Annotated in this window: 19 protein-coding genes; 15 read left to right on the plus strand and 4 right to left on the minus strand. The window is 44.6% G+C overall.

What is annotated here, in order from left to right; genetic code table 11:
• Positions 1-81 precede the first annotated feature (81 nt).
• The 4 genes from ACQKMP_RS25895 to ACQKMP_RS25910 all read right to left on the minus strand — a co-directional run bounded on the left by ACQKMP_RS25895 (position 82) and on the right by ACQKMP_RS25910 (position 5,210).
• Complete coding sequence (locus ACQKMP_RS25895) at positions 82-1,392, minus strand: MBL fold metallo-hydrolase (protein ID WP_427471780.1); 1,311 nt, start codon at positions 1,390-1,392, stop codon at positions 82-84.
• Complete coding sequence (locus ACQKMP_RS25900; RefSeq protein WP_427471782.1) at positions 1,389-3,068, minus strand: ABC transporter permease; 1,680 nt, start codon at positions 3,066-3,068, stop codon at positions 1,389-1,391. Before ACQKMP_RS25900 ends, ACQKMP_RS25895 begins: the two co-directional genes overlap by 4 nt.
• 5 nt (positions 3,069-3,073) lie before the next feature.
• The gene (locus ACQKMP_RS25905) at positions 3,074-4,153 is read right to left on the minus strand and encodes an ABC transporter substrate-binding protein (protein WP_149647941.1); all 1,080 of its coding nucleotides are present in this window, start codon (positions 4,151-4,153) and stop codon (positions 3,074-3,076) included.
• Between the two features lie 88 nt (positions 4,154-4,241).
• Entirely contained in the window at positions 4,242-5,210 is a 969-nt protein-coding gene (locus ACQKMP_RS25910; protein ID WP_427471783.1) for an ABC transporter ATP-binding protein, read from the minus strand.
• A 166-nt stretch (positions 5,211-5,376) separates the two neighbouring features.
• Between ACQKMP_RS25910 and ACQKMP_RS25915 the strand changes: the two genes are divergently transcribed.
• The 15 genes from ACQKMP_RS25915 to ACQKMP_RS25985 all read left to right on the plus strand — a co-directional run bounded on the left by ACQKMP_RS25915 (position 5,377) and on the right by ACQKMP_RS25985 (position 26,375).
• Positions 5,377-6,270, plus strand: coding sequence for a LysR family transcriptional regulator (locus ACQKMP_RS25915; protein WP_427471784.1), 894 nt, complete (start codon positions 5,377-5,379; stop codon positions 6,268-6,270).
• Between the two features lie 236 nt (positions 6,271-6,506).
• Positions 6,507-9,299 (plus strand): phosphoenolpyruvate carboxylase, encoded by a 2,793-nt coding sequence (gene ppc / locus ACQKMP_RS25920; RefSeq protein ID WP_427471786.1) that lies wholly within the window; start codon positions 6,507-6,509, stop codon positions 9,297-9,299.
• Between the two features lie 1,156 nt (positions 9,300-10,455).
• On the plus strand, positions 10,456-11,022 hold the full coding sequence (gene sigW / locus ACQKMP_RS25925) for an RNA polymerase sigma factor SigW (RefSeq protein ID WP_042192081.1): 567 nt from the start codon (positions 10,456-10,458) through the stop codon (positions 11,020-11,022).
• Between the two features lie 122 nt (positions 11,023-11,144).
• Positions 11,145-11,759, plus strand: coding sequence for a zf-HC2 domain-containing protein (locus ACQKMP_RS25930; protein ID WP_042192079.1), 615 nt, complete (start codon positions 11,145-11,147; stop codon positions 11,757-11,759).
• Between the two features lie 218 nt (positions 11,760-11,977).
• Positions 11,978-12,808 carry a diadenylate cyclase CdaA gene (gene cdaA / locus ACQKMP_RS25935; RefSeq protein ID WP_042192076.1) on the plus strand — a complete coding sequence of 277 codons (831 nt, stop codon included), beginning with the start codon at positions 11,978-11,980 and terminating at the stop codon, positions 12,806-12,808.
• Positions 12,801-14,258, plus strand: coding sequence for a CdaR family protein (locus tag ACQKMP_RS25940; protein ID WP_052404438.1), 1,458 nt, complete (start codon positions 12,801-12,803; stop codon positions 14,256-14,258). The genes cdaA and ACQKMP_RS25940 overlap by 8 nt, the downstream gene beginning before the upstream one ends.
• 111 nt (positions 14,259-14,369) lie before the next feature.
• The gene (gene glmM / locus ACQKMP_RS25945; protein WP_042192071.1) at positions 14,370-15,710 is read left to right on the plus strand and encodes a phosphoglucosamine mutase; all 1,341 of its coding nucleotides are present in this window, start codon (positions 14,370-14,372) and stop codon (positions 15,708-15,710) included.
• Between the two features lie 639 nt (positions 15,711-16,349).
• Positions 16,350-18,182 (plus strand): glutamine--fructose-6-phosphate transaminase (isomerizing), encoded by a 1,833-nt coding sequence (gene glmS, locus ACQKMP_RS25950; protein ID WP_042192067.1) that lies wholly within the window; start codon positions 16,350-16,352, stop codon positions 18,180-18,182.
• A gap of 137 nt (positions 18,183-18,319) precedes the next feature.
• Positions 18,320-18,691 carry an iron chaperone gene (locus ACQKMP_RS25955; protein WP_427471790.1) on the plus strand — a complete coding sequence of 124 codons (372 nt, stop codon included), beginning with the start codon at positions 18,320-18,322 and terminating at the stop codon, positions 18,689-18,691.
• 284 nt (positions 18,692-18,975) lie between these two features.
• Complete coding sequence (locus ACQKMP_RS25960) at positions 18,976-20,745, plus strand: sensor histidine kinase (RefSeq protein ID WP_340972952.1); 1,770 nt, start codon at positions 18,976-18,978, stop codon at positions 20,743-20,745.
• On the plus strand, positions 20,742-21,545 hold the full coding sequence (locus ACQKMP_RS25965) for a response regulator transcription factor (protein ID WP_042192060.1): 804 nt from the start codon (positions 20,742-20,744) through the stop codon (positions 21,543-21,545). Before ACQKMP_RS25960 ends, ACQKMP_RS25965 begins: the two co-directional genes overlap by 4 nt.
• Before the next feature lie 141 nt (positions 21,546-21,686).
• Entirely contained in the window at positions 21,687-22,868 is a 1,182-nt protein-coding gene (locus tag ACQKMP_RS25970) for an extracellular solute-binding protein (RefSeq protein ID WP_340972951.1), read from the plus strand.
• A gap of 249 nt (positions 22,869-23,117) precedes the next feature.
• The gene (locus tag ACQKMP_RS25975) at positions 23,118-24,482 is read left to right on the plus strand and encodes an ABC transporter substrate-binding protein (RefSeq protein WP_427471792.1); all 1,365 of its coding nucleotides are present in this window, start codon (positions 23,118-23,120) and stop codon (positions 24,480-24,482) included.
• 62 nt (positions 24,483-24,544) lie between these two features.
• Positions 24,545-25,531, plus strand: coding sequence for a carbohydrate ABC transporter permease (locus ACQKMP_RS25980; RefSeq protein ID WP_042192055.1), 987 nt, complete (start codon positions 24,545-24,547; stop codon positions 25,529-25,531).
• Positions 25,521-26,375: a carbohydrate ABC transporter permease gene (locus tag ACQKMP_RS25985; RefSeq protein WP_042192048.1), complete on the plus strand. Its 855-nt coding sequence runs from the start codon at positions 25,521-25,523 to the stop codon at positions 26,373-26,375. Before ACQKMP_RS25980 ends, ACQKMP_RS25985 begins: the two co-directional genes overlap by 11 nt.
• Positions 26,376-26,515: the final 140 nt, after the last annotated feature.

Raw genomic sequence — 26,515 nt, forward strand, 5'->3', positions numbered from 1 at the left:
TAAAAAAAGGGCTGTTCCAAAACGTCTGAATAGACCTAAGGAAGAGCCCCATTGTTTTTTATGAGATTACATAGTTAAGCTTCAGAACGAAAGCGTACTTCCAGGCAGCAAAGAGTACAGCCCTGCAAAACCTTCTCCTTCTAATATAGAAGTGACATGATCAATATGCGATTTGGGAGCATGAACGAGCACCGACCGGCGGCTGGGAACCGTTTGGAGCATTTCTCGAATATCCGGTAAGCCTTGGTGGACTTTATAGCGAATGAGTGAGATTGTACATCTCATGTCGCTAGATTCTTCTACCATAGAATGTTTAACGAGACGGTGCCCGAAACTGCCTGCCGCCAAATGTCCCGTGAAAATCACATGGTTCTTAGGAGAAGCCGAGAGCTGATGAAAATACTCTTGTGCTTTTGCCGACTGCATCATTCCGTCATTGGTAAACACGATTGAGCTCTTGAGATTCAACAATGCCTTTGCACGTTCCTCTGAATTAGATACAATGAACAAGTTCTTTCTATTAAAAAGCATATTAACGCGCTGAATAGCGCCCTCTTTCAGCCATTCGGTATTATCGCTCAAACCTCTTAAAGGTGCTATGAGCTCTTCTTCGACGATCAGCTGATCATCCGGGAAACACTCGCTTGCCCATACGATCAATTCCTGGCTTCTGCCATGGATAGGCACCGGAAGTAGGATTGAACCCCCATTTTGCAGAGTGTTACAGATCGCTGACTCTAATTGCTGTAACTTTACAAGCTGCTCATCAGGATCCGCGCCGTAGGCTGCATCGATAATGGATAGATCTACGACATCTTTTGTTTCGGCTTCCATAATCGTTGGTGAATCTGCCATGAGCAGCAGCGACTCCTTCGTATAATCCCCTGAGAAAAATACGATTGTTCCGTCCCATTCGAGGATCAGCCAAACCGAACCTGCTAAATGTCCGCTTCGCCCCCATTGTACTCGAAGATTAGATGCAATCCTCAGCCAAGTCTGAGGGGGGATATGCTCCTCCAAATACATGAACTGGATAGATTGCTTATCTATTTCTCCATAAGGTAATGATGCGGACTGAGCAGCCACGTATTTATCCCATGCTTCGAAATAATCGGGAAGCTGTTTAACGGTAGCTTTCGTTGTCCATACCTTACCTGAATATCCATACTTATATAGTAGGGGAAGTGCTATCGAATGATCCTCATGCGCATGGGATAGAAACACTGCCTGCAAATGTGGGATGATGTCTATATCTAGCAGGGGGTATTCACCTGGACCTTCTTTTTTGACACCACAATCGAGTAGAATACCAGATTGCCCATCTTTGTTCTGCAAAAGATAGGAGGAACGGCCATGCTCTCCGGCCCCTCCCCAAATCGTTAGTGTGCTCATCGTTGTCTCCGCTTTCTATCTGGGCTTAAATATTCTAATACTAGTAGTAATATAGTAGTAACGCCGACAGAGATTACTGCCATGGCCATCCCCATCGCTACTGCACCTTGTTCAAACTGGGCAAAAATATAGGTCGCCGATGTCTGCATTGAAGGTGGAAGAATGAGTAAGGAGGCTACCAGTTCCCGATTGGAAATGGTGAAGGTCATCATCCAGCCAGCCACCATCCCCGGTAGAATGAGTGGGAGCAGGATACGGCGGAACACATACAGCTTGCTTCCTCCGAATACTTGTCCCGCTTGCATAAGGGAAGAGTCGATCTGCCCATAGCTCGCTTTTACATACTGAACAGTATAGGGGATGAATAGTACAACGTAGGTTAGCACAACCATCCAGTAGGTATTATAGAGCGGGACAGGCATCCAGTGAGCATTCCATAGCAGGATTAGCCCTACTACAATTACAATTCCAGGAACTGTGTTGGGAAGTAGGCTGAAGAGATCTGTAATTTTCTGCTTGAATGTAGCTCCTTTTCCTACAGTTAAGGCAAACCAAGTCCCAAGAATAACCGCGATACTGGAAGCAACGATGGCTAATGTGAAGCTATTTAATAAGGCCTCAAGACCTTGAGAACCCGGTGATAGCAGCTCTGCATAATGTTTTAAGGTTAAATTGCTCCAAGATACGCCTTCTCCTCGCAGCTTTAATAATGAGGCTGTTATGATTGAGAAATAAGGAATGCCGATAGATGCTAGAAGTAATAGAACAACATATCCCCAACTAAGAACCCCTACAATTCCAGTACTTTTATAACGTTTGGTACGAGTCCCTTTACCGCCTATTAAGCGATATGAGAAGCGGCTGCTAATTAGAGTCTGGATGTACCACATGACGAGACAAACCCCGAGCAGCAAGGAAGCTAGTGAAGTAGCCTTTCCAAAATCTATTGGCCAACTAGAGATATACTTATGGATCTCAGAGGTCAGAACGTAAAAGCCGATCCTACGACCAAAGGTCGCAGGGGTACCAAATTCGGCAATCGTTTTGACGAAGATGAGAAGAGCTCCAAGCCCATAGCTGGATAATAGCAAGGGAATGATTACTCTTTTAAATCTGTAAAAGAACGGAGCACCATGAACAGAGGCTGCTTCCTCCAGATTGCCTCCGATCTGCAAAAGCGCATTACGCAGCAGTAAATACAGGAAGGGGAATAAATGCAGACTCATGATCAGCACCATCCCTCCATAACTAAAGAAATACGGAGTCAGCACGGAGGAAGCGGGCAGAAACTGTTCCATATACCCACCCGTCTGCATAAATAACATCCAACCCATTGAACCAATGTATGGCGGAGTCATAAAAGGAATTAGTAGCACAACATCCAGCCAATTATGATGCCCTAAGTCCGTTTTAGCCGTAATCCAGGCCAGAGGTAGTGCAAATAGCGTAGTTAGTAGAATAACGCTTACCCCGAGCCCGATAGAATTCAGCAGTACCTCAACCAGATCATGACTACTCATAATGGTTCGTAGTGGCGCGGCTATATCCAGCTGCTCATTGGGATAGATACTGGTCCAAAAAATGAGCAGGAGTGGCAGCAGTACGAGCACTGTCAGTATAAATAAAGCAAGTCCGCCGCTCACCCATTTAAATGAGCGTAAAGAGTTAATATTCATTACGCTTATTTAAAAATTTGTGTGAAGGTCGAGGAAACTTCATCACTATGTTCGTTCATCCATTCCCATTTCACATCAAATGTCTTAATTTCATCGAGATTTGCACGATTCTCTGCTTTCACATCGGTTCTGCCTGGCAATAAGTAGGCTTTAGCAACTAGCGCTTGAGCTTCATCAGATAGAAGATAGTCGATAAAAGCTTTGGCATTATCTACATTCGGGCTTGTCTTAATAATCGCAGCCGGGCGAGGGCTGATCACTGTTCCTTCAGCAGGGTAGACGATATCTACAGGCTCTCCATCAGCTTTTGCCTTATAAGCCATATAATCTACACCTGAGGCAACGACGGATTTAGCACCGGTAATAACCGGATCAAGTGCCTCCTGATTGGCGCCCGCCATCGCTACACCATTGCTTTTGTATTGTTTAAAAAGATCCCAACCGCTGTCCCCTTTAGCGCTTAAATATCCAGTTACAAAATCTAGAGCCGAGCCAGATAGCGAAGGATCTGGAATATTGACGGTTCCTTTCCATTCCGCTTTAGTTAGATCATCCCATGAAGTCGGAGGTGTGCTTACTTTTTTAGTATTGTAGACAATCCCCAGTGCGGATGCGCTATAGCTGAAATAATTACCATCAGCTGTGTCTGACCAATCGCTAACGAGCTTATCTGCATTAACCGCCTCTTTATATGGAAGCAATAAACCATCATTCTTCATCCCTTGCATGGACGGAAGGGAGGCAAGAACAACAACATCGACTACTGGATTGGACTTCTCTGCTTCCATACGGGCTAGTATTTTTCCAGTAGTGCCTTGGAACATTTCGACCTTCACACCGGTTTTGGCTTCAAAGCCGTCTTTAATTTTATTGGCTAGACCTTCAGGACCTGCGCTGTAGACGACAAGACTGCCACTCAGAGCTTTCTCTGTGGGTTGTGGTGCTTCAGTTTGAGCTGTAGTGTTAGCGGTTGAAGTCGGATTGCTTGCGTTAGCAGCAGGAGTGTTAGTAGAGCTACAGCCGGCTAGACTCGCTCCGATTATAGTTGTTAGAAGAAGTGTACTAAGTCCTTTAGTGTTATTCATTGATTTCAATGTGAATGCCTCCCTAATATTTTTTGTGCATCTTGCTGCATGGAACAGCATCATACGAGCTATTCCATGCAGTGGACGCTTAATTCAGATGATGGATCTGGTGCTCTGAAGCGTAGACCTGAATCGTTTCTCCAACAGGTAGACGTTGATCATGATAAGCGGTCCAAGTAGTTCGGTTCTCCATGTCCAGAATGACCTCATAGCGATCACCCATATAGCTCACATGTCGAATCGTCCCCGTAAATGGAAGAGAGGAAGCATCCTCCTGAGACCAACGTAAATGTTCCGGACGAAGCATTTGCTTATCGGGAACGATCCAGTTGGATTTTCCAATAAAATGAGCTACAAAAGGATGATTGGGTTTCTGATAAATCTCCTCAGGAGAACCTGTTTGTAAAATAGTTCCACCTTGCATCACGACCACTTCATCTGACATAGACATCGCCTCGGTTTGATCATGGGTGACATATAGAGCGGTAATACCCATGTTCCTCACCAAGGAGGTTAACTCCAGCCTCATTTCATCTCGCAAGACTGCATCCAGTGCACTTAACGGCTCGTCGAACAATACGAGTTGGGGTCTAGTAACTACAGCTCTGGCAAAAGCAACCCGTTGCTGTTGTCCACCGGACAGCTGATGGGGAAAGCGTAGCTCGAGTCCTTCCAGCTTTACGGATCGAAGGGCTTGCTGAACCCTAATCCGTAAATCCTTTTTCTGCTTAGAGGCACGAAGTCCGAAGGCGACATTCTCGAAGACAGTTAAATGCGGCCAGAGCGCGAAATCTTGAAAGACCATGCCAAAGTTGCGGCTATGGATGGGTCGACTAATTTTTTTGCTGCCTGAGAAAATAAACTCGTCATCCATTAGGATTTCTCCAGCATCCGGTGTTTCTAGCCCAGCAATCAGACGGAGTAGTGTCGTCTTTCCACAACCTGAAGGACCGAGTAATGTCGTAAAGCTTCCAGCGGGAATCTTCAGATCTGCAGCCTTCAAGGCATGCACATCTCCGAATTTCTTTTCCAATCTGTGGATTGTAATTTCCTTCATCTCTATCTACCTGCCTGTTCTTAAGCTTGTTCTTAGTGTAAAGGTAAAGAATTCCCGCTATATTTGCTGAATGTAACTGTGATATTAACTTTTTTGCCGATTTATTTTAACATTCATAGAATTCTTCTATGTTACCGTTTAGTGAATAGGCGAGGAGTGGATGATAATGAACCTTAATTTAATCAAGCTGGAAATCGTAGAACTGTTAAATAAACATAAGAAAATAACTACAGTAGCCGATAAACTCGGACTGAAGCAGCCCACCGTTACGTACCATTTAAAGAATTTAGAGCTGCAATTGGGGGAGAAGTTATTTGAATCCAGAATGGATAAAATGATTCTTACGGAGAGTGGAAAAGCGTTTCTTCATTATGCGACTAAAATCAATGCACTAGCTGCAGAAGCGGAGCGGGTTGTAAAAGAGTTCAGTCAGGCGGGGCGGGGAACGCTTAAGATTGGTGCCAGTTACGTTCCAGCTACTTATATTCTTCCAAAAATATTGGGGCTGTTTGGAGAACAACATCCGGGGATTACGATCTCTTTATCGGTTAAGCCTTCCCCTGTAATCAAAGAAATGCTGGCTAGCCATGAGATTGACCTTGGTATTTTGTCTACAGAATCTTTTTATCTACCAGATCTGCATACTCAAGCCTTGTGTGAGGACGAGCTCGTGCTTGTTTTTTCGCCATCTCATGAATTTGCCTCATTTTCTAATCTAAATCCGGCTATGATTGCTTCAGCAAGTTTTATATTACATGACAAGGAGTCGAGTACACGCCAACTGACGGATAAATGGTTTGAGCGTGAGGGGAATGAACCGAGGACCTATATTCTACTGGATTCACTGGAGGCCATAAAGCAATCGCTTATGAGTGGAAAGTACGTTTCGTTTATATCGCGTCTTGCTGTGGAGGATGAGGTAGCCAGAGGAAGATTGCTAATGCGCACCATTCCAGATTATAATTTTCAAAGACATATCTATTATTCGTATAACCGCGATCGTCATTATTCTCCGCTTATTGGCCTGTTCATCGATCAGATCCGAACACTCCGTATTTAAATACACATACTGAAGGCATTCTAGAGCCATTATATATAAGAAAGAATACATAAAATATAAGGACTGTATAAATTGAGAAATTGGTGTATAATCTTAATTACTGTGTCGCTTTACAGCACAAAAAAGTTGGAGATTTTCACACAGTTTTATTGTATGATATGAGGAAAGCTTTAATAGAAGATATTTAGACAGACAATAATTAACACATTGATCCGGAAGAGAATGGGGGGAGCAGCATGACCGAACTTACGACTACCGTCAGCAAAAGCAACTCTAACAATCTGCTGCGACGGGACGTACGGTTCTTGGGGAACATTTTAGGAGAGGTCTTGGTTCACCAAGGCGGTAACGAACTACTAGAGATCGTGGAGAAAATTCGCGAAACCAGTAAATCGCTGCGCTCACTATTTTTACCTGAACTGCACAGTGAATTTAAGGAGTTAATCAATTCTTTGGATCCAGAGAACCGTCATCAGGTAATAAGAGCGTTCGCTATTTATTTTCAGCTCGTGAATATTGCCGAACAGAACCATCGGATTCGCCGCAAACGTGACTATGAACGTTCAGCTGGGGAGACAGTCCAACCCGGTTCTATAGAAAGCGCGATTAAAGAGCTTCGTGAACGTGATTTCTCTCATGAGGAAGTTAACGAGATTATTGCAGGATTATCTCTGGAACTTGTAATGACGGCACATCCAACGGAAGCTATGCGCCGTGCTATTCTCGATATTCATAAGCGGATATCTGATGATGTTATGGGTCTGGATAACCCTACCTTAACCTTCCGGGAGCGTGAACAGCTCCGTGAGAAGCTATTAAATGAAGTGATTACGCTATGGCAAACGGATGAACTGCGTGACCGTAAGCCTACCGTACTCGATGAAGTACGTAATGGGATGTACTATTTCCATGAGACGATCTTCCATGTATTGCCCGATGTTTATCAAGAACTTGAACGTTGTCTCAGTAAATACTACCCAGGGCAGAATTGGCATGTACCAACCTACTTGCGTTTTGGCTCATGGATTGGTGGAGACCGTGACGGTAACCCTTCGGTAACTTCTACAGTTACTTCACAGACCTTGCGCATGCAGCGTAAGCTGGCGATTCGGGAATATCAACGGATTATGCGTGAACTCATGAAATATCTAAGCTTTAGCACAAGTATTGTTAAGGTGACGCCTGAGCTAGTAGAATCCATTGAAGCTGATCGTGAGATCATTAATCTTGGCAAGATGGAAGAATGGCGCAATGATAATGAACCTTACCGTATTAAGCTTAGCTATATGATCTCCAAGACACAAAATGTTCTGGATGATGAGAAAAAAGATACTCTTGAGCGTTATTCTACACCTGAAGAGTTTATCGATGATTTGAACGTGATTGACCGCAGCTTACGGCATCACTATGCCGATTATGTGGCCGACACTTATATTAAGAAATTGATCCGTCAAGTGGAGCTGTTCGGTTTCCATACGGCGACACTTGATGTGCGTCAGCACAGTCAAGAACATGAGAATGCTATGACTGAAATTTTGGCGAAAATGAACATTACGCCGGATTACTCCAAACTGTCTGAAGATGAGAAGATTGAGTTACTGGAGAAGCTGTTGAATGATCCACGTCCAATCACTTCTTCTTATCAGACGTATAGTGAGGGTACAGAGGAATGTCTTGCAGTGTACCGGACGATCTTCGCTTCGCAAGAAGAGTACGGCAAACAATGTATCACTAGTTATCTGATCAGTATGGCAGAAGCGGCAAGCGATATTCTGGAGGTTATGGTCTTCTCCAAAGAGGTAGGACTATTCCGCAAAGATAATGACGGTACAGTCGTATGTACGCTGCAAGCTGTGCCACTTTTTGAAACAATTGATGATTTGCATGAAGCACCACAAATTATGAATAGATTGCTCAGCATGCCTATCTACCGCGATGCAGTAAGAGCAATGAATGATTTGCAGGAAATCATGCTTGGATATTCAGATAGTAACAAAGATGGCGGCGTGGTTACTGCTAACTATGAACTGCGTGTTGCTCTGAAAGAGATTACAGCTACAGCCGATAAGTTCGGAATCAAGCTGAAGTTCTTCCACGGTCGTGGTGGAGCGCTCGGCCGTGGCGGCATGCCGCTTAACCGCAGCATTCTGGCTCAGCCAGCCTCGACGATTGGCGGCGGCATTAAGATCACCGAGCAGGGAGAAGTTATCTCCTCCCGTTATTCGATGCAAGGGATTGCTTACCGCAGTCTAGAGCAAGCGACATCTGCGCTTGTGACTGCAGCGATCAATGCGAGAATTCCACAAGCGGATTTATATGAAGAGAAGTGGGAAGAGATTGTTGCCCGTATCTCTGAAGTTTCGCTTCACAAATATCAGGATTTGATATTCCGTGATCCGGACTTCCTGACTTATTTCAAAGAATCCACACCTCTGCCTGAGGTTGGAGAGCTTAATATTGGTTCACGCCCTTCCAAACGGAAGAACAGTGACCGCTTTGAAGACTTGCGTGCAATTCCATGGGTATTTGCGTGGACACAAAGCCGTTATTTGCTTCCAGCGTGGTATGCTGCTGGAACCGGACTGCAGAGTTTCTATGAGGGTAAGGAAGAGAATCTGAAGGTAATGCAGCATATGTATGAGAACTTCTCATTCTTTACTACACTGATAGATACGCTGCAAATGGCTATCTCAAAAGCGGACTTGATCATTGCTAAGGAATACGCCAGCATGGGCAAGAACGAAGAAGCGCGTCAACGGATCTTCGGCCAGATTGAAGATGAATTCAAACTGACATCTGAGTTGATCCTGAAGATTACTGGCCAGCAGGATATCTTGGATAACGTCCCTGTGATTCAGGAGTCGATCAGACTCCGCAATCCTTACGTTGATCCGCTTAGCTACCTGCAGGTTCAATTGCTATCTGAGCTTAGAGCGCTCCGTGAAGTTGACGGAGACGATAGCGAATTGCTCCGCGAAGTATTGCTTACCATCAATGGCATTGCCGCTGGTCTTCGGAATACCGGCTGATATAGTCTTAACACAAAGAGTCCGCCCTTTATTGGGGCGGACTCTTTGTGCTTGTATAGGAAATTATGCAGTATCCGGCAGATTCTAAAAGATTACTTTCATGGATTCATGGAAATGCAAGGTCATCATCTGACCAATAGTCTTCATAGAAGCATTATAGACCGAGAAAAAAGCGATGCGCTGTGGCACACGCGTTATGGACATTGCCAGGAATGTGTGCAAAGGATGCACAAAAGGAGCGCTGGAACCCGTGTTTATTTGCATCTTTATAAGAATTACTGTCTGTTCGCACACATAAACATTTTTAAGTTTCATATTTCTCTGCTTCAGGGTCAAAATGCTAAATTAAAGGGGATTATTACCTGTAAATCGGTATTTCAAGCTCATTTCGATAAAATATAGGGAATTGTTCCCTTTATATCAGCTGAACTTGGTGTAATTAATTGAATTTGGCCAATATACAGGGAGAAATTCCTTATAACTTGGTCATAAAACAGCTGTGACCTAATTTATAGGGAGGTTTTCCCTATAACTTGTTCCATCAAAATGAAACCCTAAACCTACACTGGAGTTCTTACTCGCCAAATCACTGAAAACCCTGCGGAAAGTATAACAATCTCTGCTCCATATGCGACAAATTTAAACTAACAGAAGCCTATTCAACCGACGGGATGATTTTGTTGCTTAATACGAGCTACTTTGCTCATAAACTAAATATTGTGCTGCCAAGTGATTCTTTTGTCCTGAAAAATATTGATGTGCTTTGCCCAATATTGATCTTTCAGGCCCTACCCAAGTAACCGAGATGTAAGCGAAGGTAAATAGTGTGGCACTTATTATTCAGGTGATGGAGCAGCGTAGAGAATGTTTGGAACTGTAGGAGCGTTAGCGATCGCCTTTATTGTCAGATTTCTACCGCGAGTAGAGTAGCGGTTTAAATCAGGAAATCTGACAATAACAGCGACCGGAAGTCCAAATATTTCTCGAAGCTGCACTTAATCACCTATACCAAGTTGTCCAGTTTTTAACTCAGTTTACAGAGAAGGTTACAATACAATCCTTGATTTTTACACAAACTTGAATTACGATTTAATTGCTTGTACCGTGGATATTTGAAAATAAATACCAAGGGCGGCAAGTCTGGGGGAGTTAACAGGTGGAGAATTTGGAAGGCAGATTGACAAAGCTCGCCTTAAAAGGCGACCAAAGGGCATTTGCCGAGCTTGTGGAACTATATAAAGACAAAATATATCATCTGGCGTACCGGATGCTGAACAATCGCCATGAGGCGGAGGATATTGTTCAGGAGACCTTTTTGCGTGTGTATAGAAACTTGGATCGGTATGATGATAAACAGAAGTTCTCTACCTGGATTTATCGGATTGGAACGAACCTCTGTATTGATAGATTACGCAAACGGAAACCAACCTATTCGCTCGATGCAGATATGAACGATCAGGAGGGCCTTGACGGCTATTCGTTGATTCCAAGTGATAATGTAACACCTGAGACCGAATTACTGCTCTCTGAGACGCAGGGGCTAATCTATGAGGCCATTGACAGTCTGCCTGTGAAATACAGGTCTGTGATGATTCTTAGATACCTGCAGGATTTGTCGCTTCAGGAAATAAGTGACGTGCTCGACATGCCTGTAACCACGATTAAGACGCGTGTACACCGAGGTCGTGAATTTTTACGTAAAAAATTAGGCCCGAAAATGTAAAAATAGATTTTTTTTTATGAAACATCTTTGGGAGAGCGACGTATGTAAGTTAAGCAAGTCTTATGTGTCCTGACCCTTTGTCTTAGGATAATTAAATAGCACTCATGAAAGGATTGGCTCCTATGGAATGCAAACTGGCCGTCTCTATGATGCACGACTACTTGGATGACGACTTGCCCGATCAGCAGCAGAGGGAGTTGAAGGAGCATCTTCTATCCTGTCCAGATTGCCGTGCAAAGTTTAAAGAATTAGAACAGACAGATATGTTGATGTTCTCCCTAATGCATCAGAATCCTGTTGCCTCAGATGATCTTGTGAGCCGGATAATGAGTTCATTGCCAAAGACCAAGAAAGAAAATGCTTTTGTTACCTGGATCAAGAGACACCCTGCACTTACAGCGGCATCTCTGTTTCTTGTCGTAATGCTGATGAGTTCCGTAACTTTTTGGAGTCCAGATAGACAACTTGTAGTTAGAGGTGCAGATCTGGATCAAGTGGTTATCAAAGGGGATACTGTAATCGTACCTTCCGGCAAGATTATTACCGGTGACCTTACCATTGAGAATGGTAAAGCACAGGTATATGGGGAAGTGAACGGCAACGTAACAGTCATTGACGGTTCTTTGTATCAGGCTTCAACAGCTCATATTTCTGGGCAAGTCAAAAGCATAGACCAAGCGGTAAGTTGGCTCTGGTATAAAGTGACGAACATGTTCTCTGAAGTTGCCTACCGTTAAAGAAAGCGACAGTGGTTACCTTGAGCTGGAATATTATTTTGCGCCTCTTTTTCCGGAAAGATGGCGCTTTTTTGTTGCCTAAATTTAGAAAAATTAGAAAATGGGTGAGGGGCTAAACTTGCAACTGGAGCCCGAACGTTATAACCTAGATATTGATACAGATCTAACAGACATTTTACATAAACCCAGCTAATATGAAATGACGGGGGTTTTAGGCAATGAGTTATTTTACAGACTTAACATGGAAAGATTCCATTAAAGATATTATTGATATACTGATCGTCAGCTACATTATTTATAAAGTGCTTAATATGGTCCGCGGAACTCGAGCGATTCAGCTGCTGAAGGGGATTCTGGTCCTGGTTTTGATTTGGGCTGTGAGTACCATGCTAGACCTCTATACGCTCAAATGGCTAATGAATCAAATGTTTACATTCGGGGTGCTGGCGGTCTTTATCATCTTTCAGCCGGAACTACGAAGGGGACTGGAGCAGCTTGGACGAGGTAAATTTTTCGGACGGGCTGGGGAAAGTGATGAAGAACTCAGTAAATTAATTGGCGAAGTGATTAAAGCCGTAAATTATTTATCACATAGAAAAATAGGGGCATTAATCGTATTCGAGCGAGAGACAGGCCTTAATGAATATACGGAATCGGGTATCGCCATGCGTTCTTTAGTCAGCTCTGAGTTGCTGATTAACATCTTTATACCTAACACCCCTCTGCATGACGGAGCCCTTATTATGCAGGGGAATCAGATCGCCGCGGCTGCATGTTATTTACCTTTGTCCGAGAACCCTTTTATTAGCAAGGAACTGGGGACAAGACATCGCGCGGCTATCGGGATTAGTGAGGTTGCGGACTCGGTGTCTGTCATTGTCTCGGAGGAGACAGGACAGATTTCTCTGGCCATCAATGGTCAAATTGTAAGGGACATTAAGGAAGAATCAATGATTTCGAAGCTCCATCAAGAGCTGAGTGTAAGTTCATCGCTGAAGGAGAAAGGTTCAACTTTCTGGAAACGGAAGGGGGACAAAAATCATGGATAAGTGGATGAGCAATAACAATTTCAATAAGATTCTAGCCCTTGCATTTGGGATCATACTGTTTACTATGGTTCGTATCGACACTGCACCTGTTGGACAGACCACGGTCGATACTAAATCGAAGATAATTGAGAATGTAAAGATCGAAGAGATCGGTCTAGATAAAGATAAATTTGTACTGGAATACAAGGATGTAGATAGTGTGAGTATGGAGGTTAAGGGGAAGAACTCGGATATCTCTTTTCAGTTCTCGGACGACTATAAAGTGACACTTGATCTAAGTAAGGTTGAGCCTGGAGATAATACGTTGCCACTCTCATATTCATTACCTAGAGGTGTAACGCTTGTCAGAATGACTCCTAAAGAGGTCAACGTACATGTAGAGCTGCGAAATACAAAGTCTTTTCCCATAACATTGGTTACCAAGGGAGAACCAGCAGCAGGGTATCAATTAGGTACCCCAGTCTTGCAGCCTACGGATACTGTTGAGGTTACGCTGCCAGATAATGAGTTAAGCAAAGTGGTGAAGGTACAAGGCACTATTGAGCTAAATGGCGAGAACGAAACCTTTAAAGAGAAGAAATTGAAGCTGCATGCTTATGATAATGAAGGAAAAGAAGTAAAGGATGCCGTCATTGAGCCGGCTACCGTTTCGGTGGAATTGCCAATTACCTTGCCTTTTAAGAGCTTACCGCTGGATATCGGCTTTACCGGACAACTTCCGGGTTCTCTCGTCTTATCAAATGTGACACCTGAGCTGGAATCAGTCGTGGTATATGGTCAAGCCAATGCATTAGCTGCATTATCTACCTATGAAGCAAGTGTCGATCTTAGCGCTATAGATTCTGCAGGAACGAAGCAGCTGAAGGTAGAACTGAAACCTCCGGCAGGAACTGAGAAAGTAATGCCTGAAACCGTGAACGTTTCATTAACGATCTCAGAAATTGCTGAACGGACGGTTGAAGCGGTACCCATTAAGTTACAGGGTGTCGGTGATGAGTTTGAAGGAAGTATTGTTAATCCAACAAGCAAGGATATAGCCCTTACCTTAACAGGTGCACCTACTTTGCTAAATCAACTAAATAAAGACGATATAGGTGTTGTGGCTGATGTGACTGGCCTGACTGCCGGGACTCACGAGGTTTCTTTACGGGTATCACTGCCTAAATTCATCGCACTGGCTAATTCAAGTGTGCCTCTTACGGTAACTGTACAGTTGCTGTCACCTGCAACGCCGGTGCCTACGCCTCATCCAGACGCGGGTAGTGTAACTACTCCTGAGCCAAGCTCTGAACCTGTTATAGGCGATGAGGAGGCCACTGAGAAGCCTACACATAGCGGAGAAGTTGGAGCTACAGCGACGCCTGTCCCCACGGATAGCAGTCCAGAGAATAATGGCACAGCTAACACAAGTACGAATTCCGAAAATCCTGTAGGTACAGGGGGAACGTAACCTTTTATTGAAATACGTCTTTTAGGATATGTCCCAAAGGTACACCAAAATAGTATTCAAATCATAGGATAGAACATTAAGCTAATGTAGCGTATTCAAAGGAGAAAAATAATGGGGAAGTATTTTGGAACTGACGGTGTGCGGGGAGTAGCAAACCGTGAATTAACTGCAGAAATGGCTTATAGCATTGGTCGCTGTGGAGGATATGTACTAGCGGGTAACGTGCATAAACCAAAGGTTGTCATTGGGATGGATACACGAATTTCCGGACCTTTGCTCGAATCGGCTCTTATTGCTGGTTTGCTGTCTATTGGGGCAGATGTAATCCGTATAGGTGTAGTGAGTACACCTGCTGTTGCCTATATTACGAGATTATTAAAGGCAGATGCAGGGGTCATGATTTCGGCATCACATAATCCGGTTGAAGATAATGGCATTAAGTTCTTTGGCGGAGATGGTTTCAAGCTTACGGATGAAACTGAGCTGCGTATTGAAGAACTAATGGATGCTGAAGTAGATGAATTGCCTCGTCCTATCGGCTCTGGTTTAGGTATGGTTACGGTTGATAATGACGCCAAGTACCTCTATCTGGAGTATTTGAAGACAACCATTTCTCAAGATTTCAAGGGAATTAAGGTTGTACTCGACTGTGCTCACGGCGCAGCGTATGAACTTGCACCAAGATTGTTCAGAGAGCTGGGCGCTGAGGTTATTTCTATTGGTGCTGAGCCTGATGGATTGAATATTAATGCTGGATTTGGTTCGACACATCCAGAGACTTTGCGTGAGGAAGTATTACGTCATGGAGCGGATTTGGGACTTGCTTTTGACGGAGATGCTGACCGATTGATTGCGATCGACAATAAAGGCGATGAAGTGGACGGAGACTTTATTCTCTGTATTTGTGGGGATGCAATGAATCGTGCTGGTAAGCTGAAAGATAGCACAATTGTATCAACGGTTATGAGTAATATCGGTTTCTACAAGGCTACCGAGAAATTATCCCTCAACACTGCTAAAACAGCTGTAGGCGACCGGTATGTGATGGAAGAAATGCGCCGTGGTGGTTTTAATCTAGGTGGAGAACAGTCCGGACATGTTATCTTCCTTGATTATAATACAACAGGTGATGGTATTCTGACGGCTATCCAGCTGGTAGATACGCTTAAAGCTTCCGGTAAGCAGCTTAGCGAGGTTAAGAGCATGATGACGAAATACCCGCAGGTTCTAGTCAATGTTCGTGTACAAGATAAGACCAATTATCCTAACAACCAGGCTATCGAAGCAGCTATCGCTGAAGTAGAAGGCAAGCTAGGCGACAATGGCCGTGTGCTTGTACGTCCGTCGGGTACGGAGTCTTTAATCCGTGTCATGGCAGAAGGCCCTGATAAGGCAGATCTAGATCTTTATGTGAATCAAATTGTAGAAGTGGTTCAACGCGAATTGGTATAATTCATTACCATACCTATATAGCCGGTGTAGAGAGCGAGAGCGATTCGGACTCGTTACACCGGTGTTTATTATTTTTGGATGGATCGTCTGAACAGGGATTTGTGAAATTTAGGTTGGTGCAGCATTGCCAAAGTAATGTAAGGTGCATATAATAGATTAAGTGTCATTCTAGAAGGAAAGCGGGGATTGTGAGGTTTGCAATAGCAAGCGCCAGAGCTTGGTCGAGCGCGGGGGAGAAGGGAAAGCTGCTACATGGTTATGTAGACAAGGGCTTGAACGGATCACGGCAGACGTAAGCTGACGAGGTGGAGGTGTTCGAAATGTTCGGCGGGGACCTCCCGGTGATGCACCAGAGCCGTAAATGGAGACGGAAAATGGAAGGGCGACCTTTCACACAACGTTTTCATGGGTGCATAAGAAATATAAAATTCATGTGTGCGCGCATCGTAAAGAAACACGTTGATTCTGCCACGGCAGAGAAGAAGGCTGTGCATTTCATGAACATAAGATGTAAGTGACAGTTTATTTTGTTGATCCAAAAATACAACAGAATATTTGCTTTTTCTCAAAAACATGCCGCACGGCACGTTTCTTTCCTTATGCCGCCACATTACGATAACTCGGACGGGGGAAATAATAATGTGTGGTATTGTAGGATATATTGGTAATCAGAATTCGCAGGGGATCTTGGTTGAAGGTTTGAAGAAGCTGGAGTATCGGGGATATGATTCCGCTGGTATAGCTGTATTCACTGGGGAAGGACTGCAGGTAGTGAAAGCACAAGGCCGTTTGGCGAATCTGCAGTCGAAGCTGGAAGGCAGCCCACTGGCAGGTAGCGCAGGTATCGGACACACACGCTGGGCAACTCACGGTAAACCATCCGATGAGAACTCCCATCCACATACGGATAACAGCATGAAGTTCTCGGTCGTTCATAACGGTATTGTCGAAAACTATCTGGATCTGAAAGAAGAGCTGATCGCTGGCGGATGCCACTTTGTCTCCGAAACAGATACAGAAGTTATTTCACACCTGATTGCTCGCGAATATGATGGAGATATTGTGAAAGCTGTGCAAAAAGCGATTACCTTCATGCGCGGTGCTTTTGCATTAGGCGTCCTGACTGAATATGAACCAGATAAATTGGTGGCTGTGCGTCAAGCAAGCCCGCTCATTATTGGTCTTGGCGAAGGAGAAAACTTTATCGGGTCAGATATTCCTGCATTGCTTGAATATACCCGTAACGTATATATTTTGAACGACGGCGAAATGGCAGTCTTGACAAGAGATGCTGTCGAACTGATGACGATTGAAGGAAACTTTATTTCTCGGGAAATGATTACTGTCGATTGGGATGCAGTTACCGCAGAAAAAGGCGGCTACGAGCATTTCATGTTGAAAGAAATTCACGAGCAGCCTAAGGCTTACCGCGACACTATGCGTGGTCGTATTAATGCTGAAGGCAACAAGGTTGTTTTGCCAGAGTTGAACATCACAGAAGAACAAATCAAGAACATCCGTAACATCCAAGTTGTTGCTTGCGGAACGGCATACAACGCTGGTGTGGTAGGACGTACTATGATCGAATCTTTGGTTCGTATTCCAGTAGAGAATGACATTGCTTCGGAATATCGTTACCGTTCACCAATCGTGACCCCGGAAACTTTGGTTATCGTTGTCAGCCAATCCGGTGAGACTGCAGATACTTTGGCAGCTCTTCGTGAAGCGCAAGCTAATGGTGCACATGTTCTGGCAATCACAAACGTAGTGGGCAGCTCTATTGCTCGCGAAGCGAATGATGTGTTGGTAACCTTGGCAGGTCCAGAAATTGCTGTTGCCTCGACCAAAGCCTACACTTCACAATTGGTCGCTTTCGGATTGTTTGCTCTTTACTTGGCTGAAGTTCGCGGTACACAAACCGAAGCTCAAGTGGCTAAGATTCTAGCAGCTATGCAAGCTCTACCAGAACAAGTGGAAGAGATCCTAGCTCAAAAAGAAGCGATCAAAGGTTATGCAGAGCAAATTTCTGAGCACAAGAACCTGTTCTTCATCGGCCGCGGCGTAGACTATGCAGTTGCTCAAGAAGGTTCCTTGAAGCTGAAAGAAATCTCTTATATTCACTCCGAAGCTTATGCTGCAGGTGAATTGAAACACGGTACATTGGCTCTGATCGAGGAAGGCGTTCCGGTTATTGCCCTGGCAACTCAGGAAGCTGTGCTTGAGAAGACCGTCAGCAACATCAAAGAAGTGAAAGCTCGCGGCGCAGACGTGCTTGCGATCACTCACCAAGAGCATTTGACTGACCTGCTTAGATCAGTGGATCAAGTGTTTGTTATTCCTAAGACATTGCCAATGCTGACAGCAGCGTTGTCTGTAGTACCTCTGCAATTATTGTCTTATTATGCTTCTCTTGCGCTGGGTCATGATGTGGATAAACCACGTAACTTGGCGAAGAGTGTCACTGTGGAGTAGGATATAACCTTTCCCACACAATAGTACCGTTATAAAAAGTTGCACCCTAACACCCCGTTAGATATGATTATCTAACGGGGTGTTTTTTTGTAACTACGCCTGAACAAAAGGCGATTCTGAAGTTAGGAGTGATCGACATGGAGGTTTTCGCAGAATATTTAGCGCAAATTGATAACCCACAGCATCGGGAGCGAATGGAAGAGGTGTTGGCTTGGGTAACTGAGAAATTCACTGATTTAAAGTCAAAAATTGCGTGGAATCAGCCTATGTTCACTGATCACGACACCTATATTATTGGCTTTAGCGTATCCAAACAACATATGGCTGTTGCGCCTGAAATCGCAGGGATTAATCATTTCTCTGATGCAATTGTACAGGCTGGCTATGATCACACCAAGCAGTTGTTACGGATCCGATGGGATAGTCCGGTTGATTTCTCATTACTTGAGAAAATGATCGAGTTTAACATTATGGATAAGGCAGATTGTTCAACTTTTTGGCGAAAATAAAAAATGAAGCAGTAGTTAGCCTCGATGATGAATACATCATCGGGATTTTTTTAATTAGGAGTAAGACACTCCTACATAAAAGGTTGCTAGAAATGGAGCTAATTACCCCGTCTGTCGGTATTGGGGGCGAGAATATTAGTTCTTTTTGTCGAATCCATAATTCTTTCTTAGCGGATCATTAGCAAACATGCTAATATAATGACTGAAAAGGTTGAAAGCCCTTACTTTTTTACGGATAGGGGCGATCATCTCATGCTCATATGACAAAGAGGGGAAGAGACTGCATGCGGCGGATACTGTCGATGTTAAAGTTAAATACGCTGCGAAATCAAATGTTGCTCGGTTTTCTCGCCGTCATGCTCATCATTCTGACGTTCGTTGGAGGGATTACGTTCCATTCAGTCTCGACGCTACTCAAGAACAATGCGGAGAAGCATATTCAGCAAACCGCGATTCAGGCTAACGGCCGTTTGGAAAGCGTTCTCGAACAGATTAATTCTCTGACGACGCTGGTCTCGACTAACGATTATATTCAGCAACTCCTTTTACGCGATATAGAGGGTCATCCCGCTACTTTTACGGAACGGCAAGCGCTGCCATCTATTATCAATCTGGTACAAATCTACACGGACGGCATCAAATCTGTTGAGCTTTATAATAAAGACGGAGTGAGGCTGTATCCTCTCGACGGCAGTACCCTTAGAGATAAGGTACCCGAGGATTGGATCGAAATGGCGACGAGAAAGGAAGGCAGTCTCGTTTGGTTCGGTATTGATCCGCTCGATCCTACATCGCTTGTGGCGATTCGACAGATCAGCCTTATTGATCGGCATTTCACAACTGGAGGGTATTTACTCATTCGCTCAGACCGAGATAAGTTTGCACTTAAAGACTCTTTATCCGGGGAAGGGGACGGAGAAACAGTATTACTTCTCGCTCCTGATGGGCAGTTCATCACGTCTAACGATGACAGTATTTCACAAAAGACAGCAGCAAAGCTGGTGGAGGAATCCGACGATCAGAATGTTTCCATCGGCAAACGGTCCTTTATCGTTGTCAAACAGCGGTCTTCCGTGACAGGATGGACGCTACTCATCTTAACCCCGGTTAACGTCATCACCAAGGGGATTTCGGTCTTGCGGACGACCATTGTCGTATCGGCCTTGATGGGTACCTTACTGTTCACCTTGCTTTCGTTTTTCCTGTCTATCCTTATTACCAGACCTGTGTTCAGATTGATCAAAGCTATGAGAAGTACACGTCTAGGCATCCTGAAGCCTATCGAAAACGTATCGTCCACTATGGAAATCCAGGAACTGAATTATTCCTATAACAAAATGGTTGATAATATCAACGAGCTGATCCAGTTAGTTTATGAGAAGGAGTTATCCCGGAGTCATACGGAGTTGAAGGCACTTCAAGCGCAGATTAATCCGCATTTTTTGTTCAATACCCTAGATGTTCTGTACTGGTCACTGTTGGATAGGGATGAAGATCAACTGGCAGAGTATGTTGTCGCCATGTCTGATTTATTCCGCTATACGATCACCGGCTCGAGTAAAGGGGGATGGGTGAAGTTACAGGATGAGCTGGAGCATGTAAAGCGATATTTGCTTATTATGAAGATGCGATTTGAAGATCGCTTGGAGTGGGAAATTGAGGCTCCTCCTGAATTTTCGAATGTGGAGTTACCCCGACTGTTGCTGCAGCCCCTTGTAGAGAATGCCGTATTGCATGGGGTCGAGAGCAAGATTGAACCGGGATGGATAAAGCTAACGGTTGCTGGAGATGAAGAATGGGTCACCATTACGGTGGAAGATGACGGGATGGGAATGGATGAGGAGATGCTGAGCTCTCTTGTGGAAGGGCTGGATAGCGGAAAGGTATCTTCTTCAAAAGATTCCGGTGTCGGAATCGCTAATGTGCATAGAAGGCTTCAACTATTTTTTTCGAGAGAGAATGAGCAGGGTGCGGCAATGACCATCGATAGCCAAAAAGGTCAAGGCACCCGTATAAACATCAAAATTCCTGTTCGAGGAGACAAAATGTCATGAGAAGCCGAACAATTCTTATTGTCGACGATGAACCGAGATCTAGAGAAGGAATGAAGAAAATACTAGAGGTGTGGGCAGCCGGTCATTATGAAATCCTTACGGCAAGCAATGGGATCTCGGCTATTGAAATTTTGGAGGAAATACCAGTGGAGCTCATGATATCGGACATCCGCATGCCGGGAATCAGTGGTCTTTCTTTAGTTAGCCAAATTAGGGATAAAAAAATACAGCGTCAGCCATCCGTTATTCTCATCTCCGGTCATGCCGAGTTCGAGTATGCTCAGCAAGCGATTCAGTTGTCCGTAGTTGAATATTTGCTCAAGCCAGCCAGCCGGGAAAAGCTAATCGCATCTGTGGAGAATGCCCTGAAGGCAGGGGAGGAGCAGGAACATATCGGCTTCATGCGAAAGATGGCTGATCCACAATTAATGGCCATAAGAGATGAAGATGCCGCATTAAGCGATCCGGTCCGTCAGGCGATAGACTACGTGGAAATGCATATAGAAGAGGCGATCAGTCTACAGGAAGTAGCCGGACTTGTTCATCTGAACGGGAGCTATTTCAGTTCTCTTTTCAAGGAGCAATGCCAGATGAATTTCAGCGAATATGTCGCCCGTAGAAAATTGCAGAAAGCGAAGGAATTACTGTTGAAAACGAATCTGCCTATAGCGGAAATTGCCAGCCTTACGGGTTACCAGACGGTTAAATATTTCAACAAGCTGTTCAAGGAATACGAAAGAATGAGTCCAGGGCAGTATCGTTCTTCCATGAGGAATGGTATAGAAGCGAATATCCAATGACGGCTCGGCAAGGGGGGAATATCTACGAAGAGGATCGGATTATCCATCACCCTTTTCTTAACATTGTTGTTGATAACAACAGCTTGCAATGGGGATAAGGGGAATAGCAGCAAGAGCGACGGCGAGAAAATCACTTTAAAAATGATGCATCTATGGCCGGATAGCAATAACTCCGCGCAAAACAAAATGGTAAAAGAAATCATCAGAGAATTTGAAGAAGCTAATCCGAATATCACCATCAAGACGGAAGTGCTTGAAAATGAGCAGTATAAAAGCAAACTGAAGGTACTTGCCGCTTCCAACGATCTACCGGACATCGGATTCACCTGGGCAGCAGGCTTTATGGATCCTTATGTTAGGGGAGATAAGTTTGCATCCGTGGACGATCTTTTACAGGATGAGTTGAAAGGGAAATTCGTAGCTGGTACGACGGAGGGGTACTCCTTTGATGGGAAGACGTATGCCCTTCCTGTCGAACTAAACATAGTTCCGGTCTACTATAATAAAGAAATATTTTCAGAATTTAATCTGCAGCCTCCCCAAACCTTGGATGATCTCAAAGCTATCATTCGAACACTGAATAACAATGGCATAACACCGGTTACTCTTGGAGGCAAGGACGGTTGGCCGGCATCCTTCTGGTACATGTATCTAGCTGATCGTATTGGGGGACCTAACCTGATGGATAAAGCTGTTGCGGATCAGGACTTCACAGATCCTTCCTTGCTAGAGGCTGCAAGACAAGTGCAAGAGTTGGTAAACCTGAACACATTCATCAAAGGCTACAACGGATTATCCAATGATGAAGCCAAGGTACAGTTCATGAACGGAAAGTCAGCCATGTTCGTTACAGGGACTTGGGAGCTGCCAGATTTCACGACCACAACAAATATAGCCCAAGAATTTAAAGTCAACATCGGTTATTTCAAGTTCCCGACAGTTGAAGGCGGCAAAGGCAACGTGGATGATTGGGTCGGTGGTCCGGGCACTGGACTATTCGTTTCCAAAAATTCTAAGCATGCTCTGGAGGCCAAAGAATTCGTCAGCTTTTTCGTTCAAAAGTGGGGGGAGCATTCTGTTGTCAATGCAGGCGTAATCCCGGCTACCAAAGTAGATACTGCGGCCATCAAGCTACCGCAAATGTTCATTGATCTATTAAACGAGTTAAATAAGGCTAATAAAGTAACTCTTTATCTGGATACACAAATGAAGCCAGTCGCCTCTACTATACACATGAATCAGATTCAGGCATTGTTTGGTGAAGCCGTCACACCAGAAGAATTCATCAAGAAACAGGATGACGCGCTAAAAGCGGATAAGTAATAATCAGAATATAAACAGAGTATGGAGACACCAAGGGATAGATCCCTTGGCGTCTCTTTTTTTGCGCTCTATAGAACTGAATCTAAAAATAGTGGAAGTTTTCCTAAAGAGGGTGTCCTTATGCTTAAGGATTGGAGGATCTATAATTATGTATGCGGTTACATAAAACCGAAGTGATAATACAAAAGGGGAGGCAAAGATATGAAAAGTATGAAACGTAGTTTAGTGGGGCTCTCTACATTGCTCGTGATGTCATCTGCTCTCGCAGCATGTGGTGGGAACTCGAATTCTAATTCTAATTCATCTAGCTCAAGCCCAACGACTGCACCAGCAGCAAACGCTACCGAAGCTCCATCAAAAGGAACAGGTGAGAAAGTCACTATCAATCTCTGGAGCTTTACAGATGAGATTCCTAATATGACCAAGAAGTACATGGAAACTCATCCGGATGCGAATGTTGAGTTCAAAACTACGGTTATTGCAACCACTGATGGTGCTTATCAGCCTGCTCTTGATCAGGCTCTGGCAGCTGGTGGAAAAGATGCCCCGGATATTTTTGCAGCTGAATCAGCATTTGTGCTCAAGTATACACAAGGCGATGCATCCAGCTATTCGGCCAACTATTCTGACCTGGGCCTTGACGACCAAATGGTTAAGGACGCTGGTATCGCTCAATACTCGGTTGACATCGGCAGCCTAGACGGCAAATTGAAAGCCCTCGGCTATCAAGCGACTGGCGGTGCCTTCATCTATCGCCGCTCCATTGCGAAGGATGTTTTTGGAACCGACGATCCAGCCACTATTAAAAATGAAATTGGACCAGGCTGGGATAAATTCTACGAAGCAGCCGCGAAGCTAAAAGCTAAAGGATACGGCATCGTTTCCGGCGACGGAGATATCTGGCATCCAATTGAGAACAGCTCGGACAAGGGTTGGATTGTTGATGGCAAGCTTCATATCGATCCGAAGCGGGAAGAGTTCCTTGATCTCTCTAAAAAGTTAAAAGACAATGGCTACCACAACGATACAACGGATTGGACGGAAGCTTGGTACGCCGATATGTCAGGCTCTGGAGCCCAACCAATCTTCGGTTTCTTCGGTCCTGCTTGGCTCATCAACTACGTGATGAACGGTCAAGTAAAAGACACGAATGGAGACTGGGCGGTTTCCGAACCACCAACAGGGTTCTTCTGGGGTGGCACTTGGCTGCTTGCCAACAAAGACGTCACCAAGGACGATGCCAAGAAACAGGCTGTTGCAGACTTTGTGAAGTGGGTTACACTCGACACCTCCGAAACGGGACTCCAATATTACTGGGCTAACGGTACCATGAAGGAAGGCGAGCAAGGTACGAAGGACAGCGTTGCTTCCTCCGTTGTCATGTCGAAATCAAACGGCGAAGTTCCATTGCTCGGTGGTCAGAACATGTTCGACGTATTTGTACCGGCCAATGCAAACGCTTCAGGTAAAAACTTGACCCAGTACGACGAAACAATCAACAAGCTCTGGCGTGATCAAGTACGTGAATACACCGCGGGCAACAAGGACCGTGCCAAAGCGATCGAAACCTTTAAGCAACAAGTCAAAGACCAACTTGGCATTGAAAGCGAATAAGAAGGATTCGGAGGGGCGGGGGAGTAATCCCGCCCCTTCATATCAACTAAAGAGGTGAGAGCATGCGCCGCAAAAATGTGAACTATTCGAAATACGGTTATATTTTTACCTTCCCGTTTGTCCTGGCATTTCTGATTTTCTCACTGTATCCCATTTTATATACCGCAGTCATTGGATTCACCGATATGAAAGGAATAATACCAAAACCGATCCATATTCTTGATAATCCTTTTCAAAACTTCAAAGATCTTCTCTTTGATAATCCTTCGTTCCGGAAGTCTTTGATCAACACTGGATTGCTCTGGATTACTAACTTCGTTCCCCAGATGCTTCTCGCGCTCTTGCTAACGGCATGGTTCACGAATAAGCGTCTCAATATAAAGGGACAAGGCTTGTTCAAGGTTCTGCTCTATATGCCTAATATCATCACAGCGAGTACGATTGCCGTGTTGTTTAGCACTTTATTCGCCTATCCGATGGGTCCTGTAAACAGTTTGTTTCAAATGTTGGGGTGGACCGACGCTCCGGTGTTCTTCCTGCAGGATAAGACGACAGCACGGGGCATTGTCGCGTTCATCCAGTTCTGGATGTGGTACGGCAACACCATGATCGTCCTGATTGCTGGCGTTATGGGTATAAATCCTGCTCTCTTCGAGTCTGCATCGATTGACGGGGCCAACGGGTTTCAAACCTTTTTCCGCATCACACTGCCGAGTCTGCGTACGATATTGCTGTTCACACTGATTACATCGATGGTGGGTGGTTTGACCATGTTCGATATTCCGCAATTATTCCTTGCAGGCGGGCCGGACGATTCTACGCTTACCACGTCCATGTTTATCTACGGGCAAGCATTCAAGGGCAGCTATATGTACAATCGTGCTGCAGCAGCGAGCATGATTATGTTCTTGATTTCGGCAATATTGGCCGGAATACTGTTCTACGTGATGCGTGACCGTGATGCGTCAAGACTTAAAAAAATACAAAAACAAAAGAATAGAAAAGCTGCTATAGCAGCCCGTGAGGGAGGTGTAACACATGGCAAATAATCAGAAAAGCGGAACCGTTAACCGAAAGATCAACAAGACAATTATCTATGTTGTTTGCATCTCTTTGGCGGTGCTCAGTATCCTGCCGTTTTGGATCATGTTTGTAAATGCCACACGCTCTACACCGGAAATTCAAAGCGGACTTTCTCTGCTTCCTTCGAGCCACATGATGAGCAACCTACGAGTGTTGCTCGATAAGAGCTTCGATCCGCTTCAAGGGTTCCTGAATTCATTTATTATTGCCAGTTCTGCAACCCTCTGCACAGTCTATTTCTCGTCCTTGGCGGCCTATGGGCTCGTCACTTACAGCTGGAAGCTACGGGGGCCATTCTTTACCTTCATCATGTGCGTGATGATGATTCCTTCCCAAGCAAGCGCAATCGGATTCTATCAGTTCATGTATAAATTACATTGGACCAACAATTTTCTCCCGCTGATTCTACCAGCAATTGCTGCACCGGCGGTGGTGTTCTTCATGCGCCAATACTTGCTCGCAACTCTGTCGATAGAGATCGTGGAAGCTGCGCGTGTAGATGGGTCTGGTGAATTCTTCACTTTCAACCGGATTATCTTACCGCTGATGATGCCGGCAGTAGCAACACAAGCCATCTTTGCCTTTGTGGCTAACTGGAACAACCTGTTCATGCCGCTGATATTGCTGACACAGAAGGAGAAATATACTATGCCAATCATGGTAAGCTTGCTCCGAGGTGATATCTACAAAACGGAGTTCGGCTCGATCTATATGGGTCTGGCTTTGACGGCTTTACCGTTGTTTATAGTTTACTTCTTGTTATCCAGATACATTATCGCGGGCGTAGCGCTTGGCGGTGTCAAAGAATAACCCCGGTAAGCTGGCTTCGAATAAGGTAGCGCAGTGGAACCAATCAAATCCAATCTAGGCCTGTTGATTAGCTAAATTATAGTTATGGAAATGTGAGAACATTAGCTGAAAATAATTTAGGAGCGCCTTAGTGTACCTTT

It is taken from the genome of Paenibacillus sp. NPDC101420 (genome assembly GCF_050277435.1).
GTDB lineage: Bacteria > Bacillota > Bacilli > Paenibacillales > Paenibacillaceae > Paenibacillus_AQ.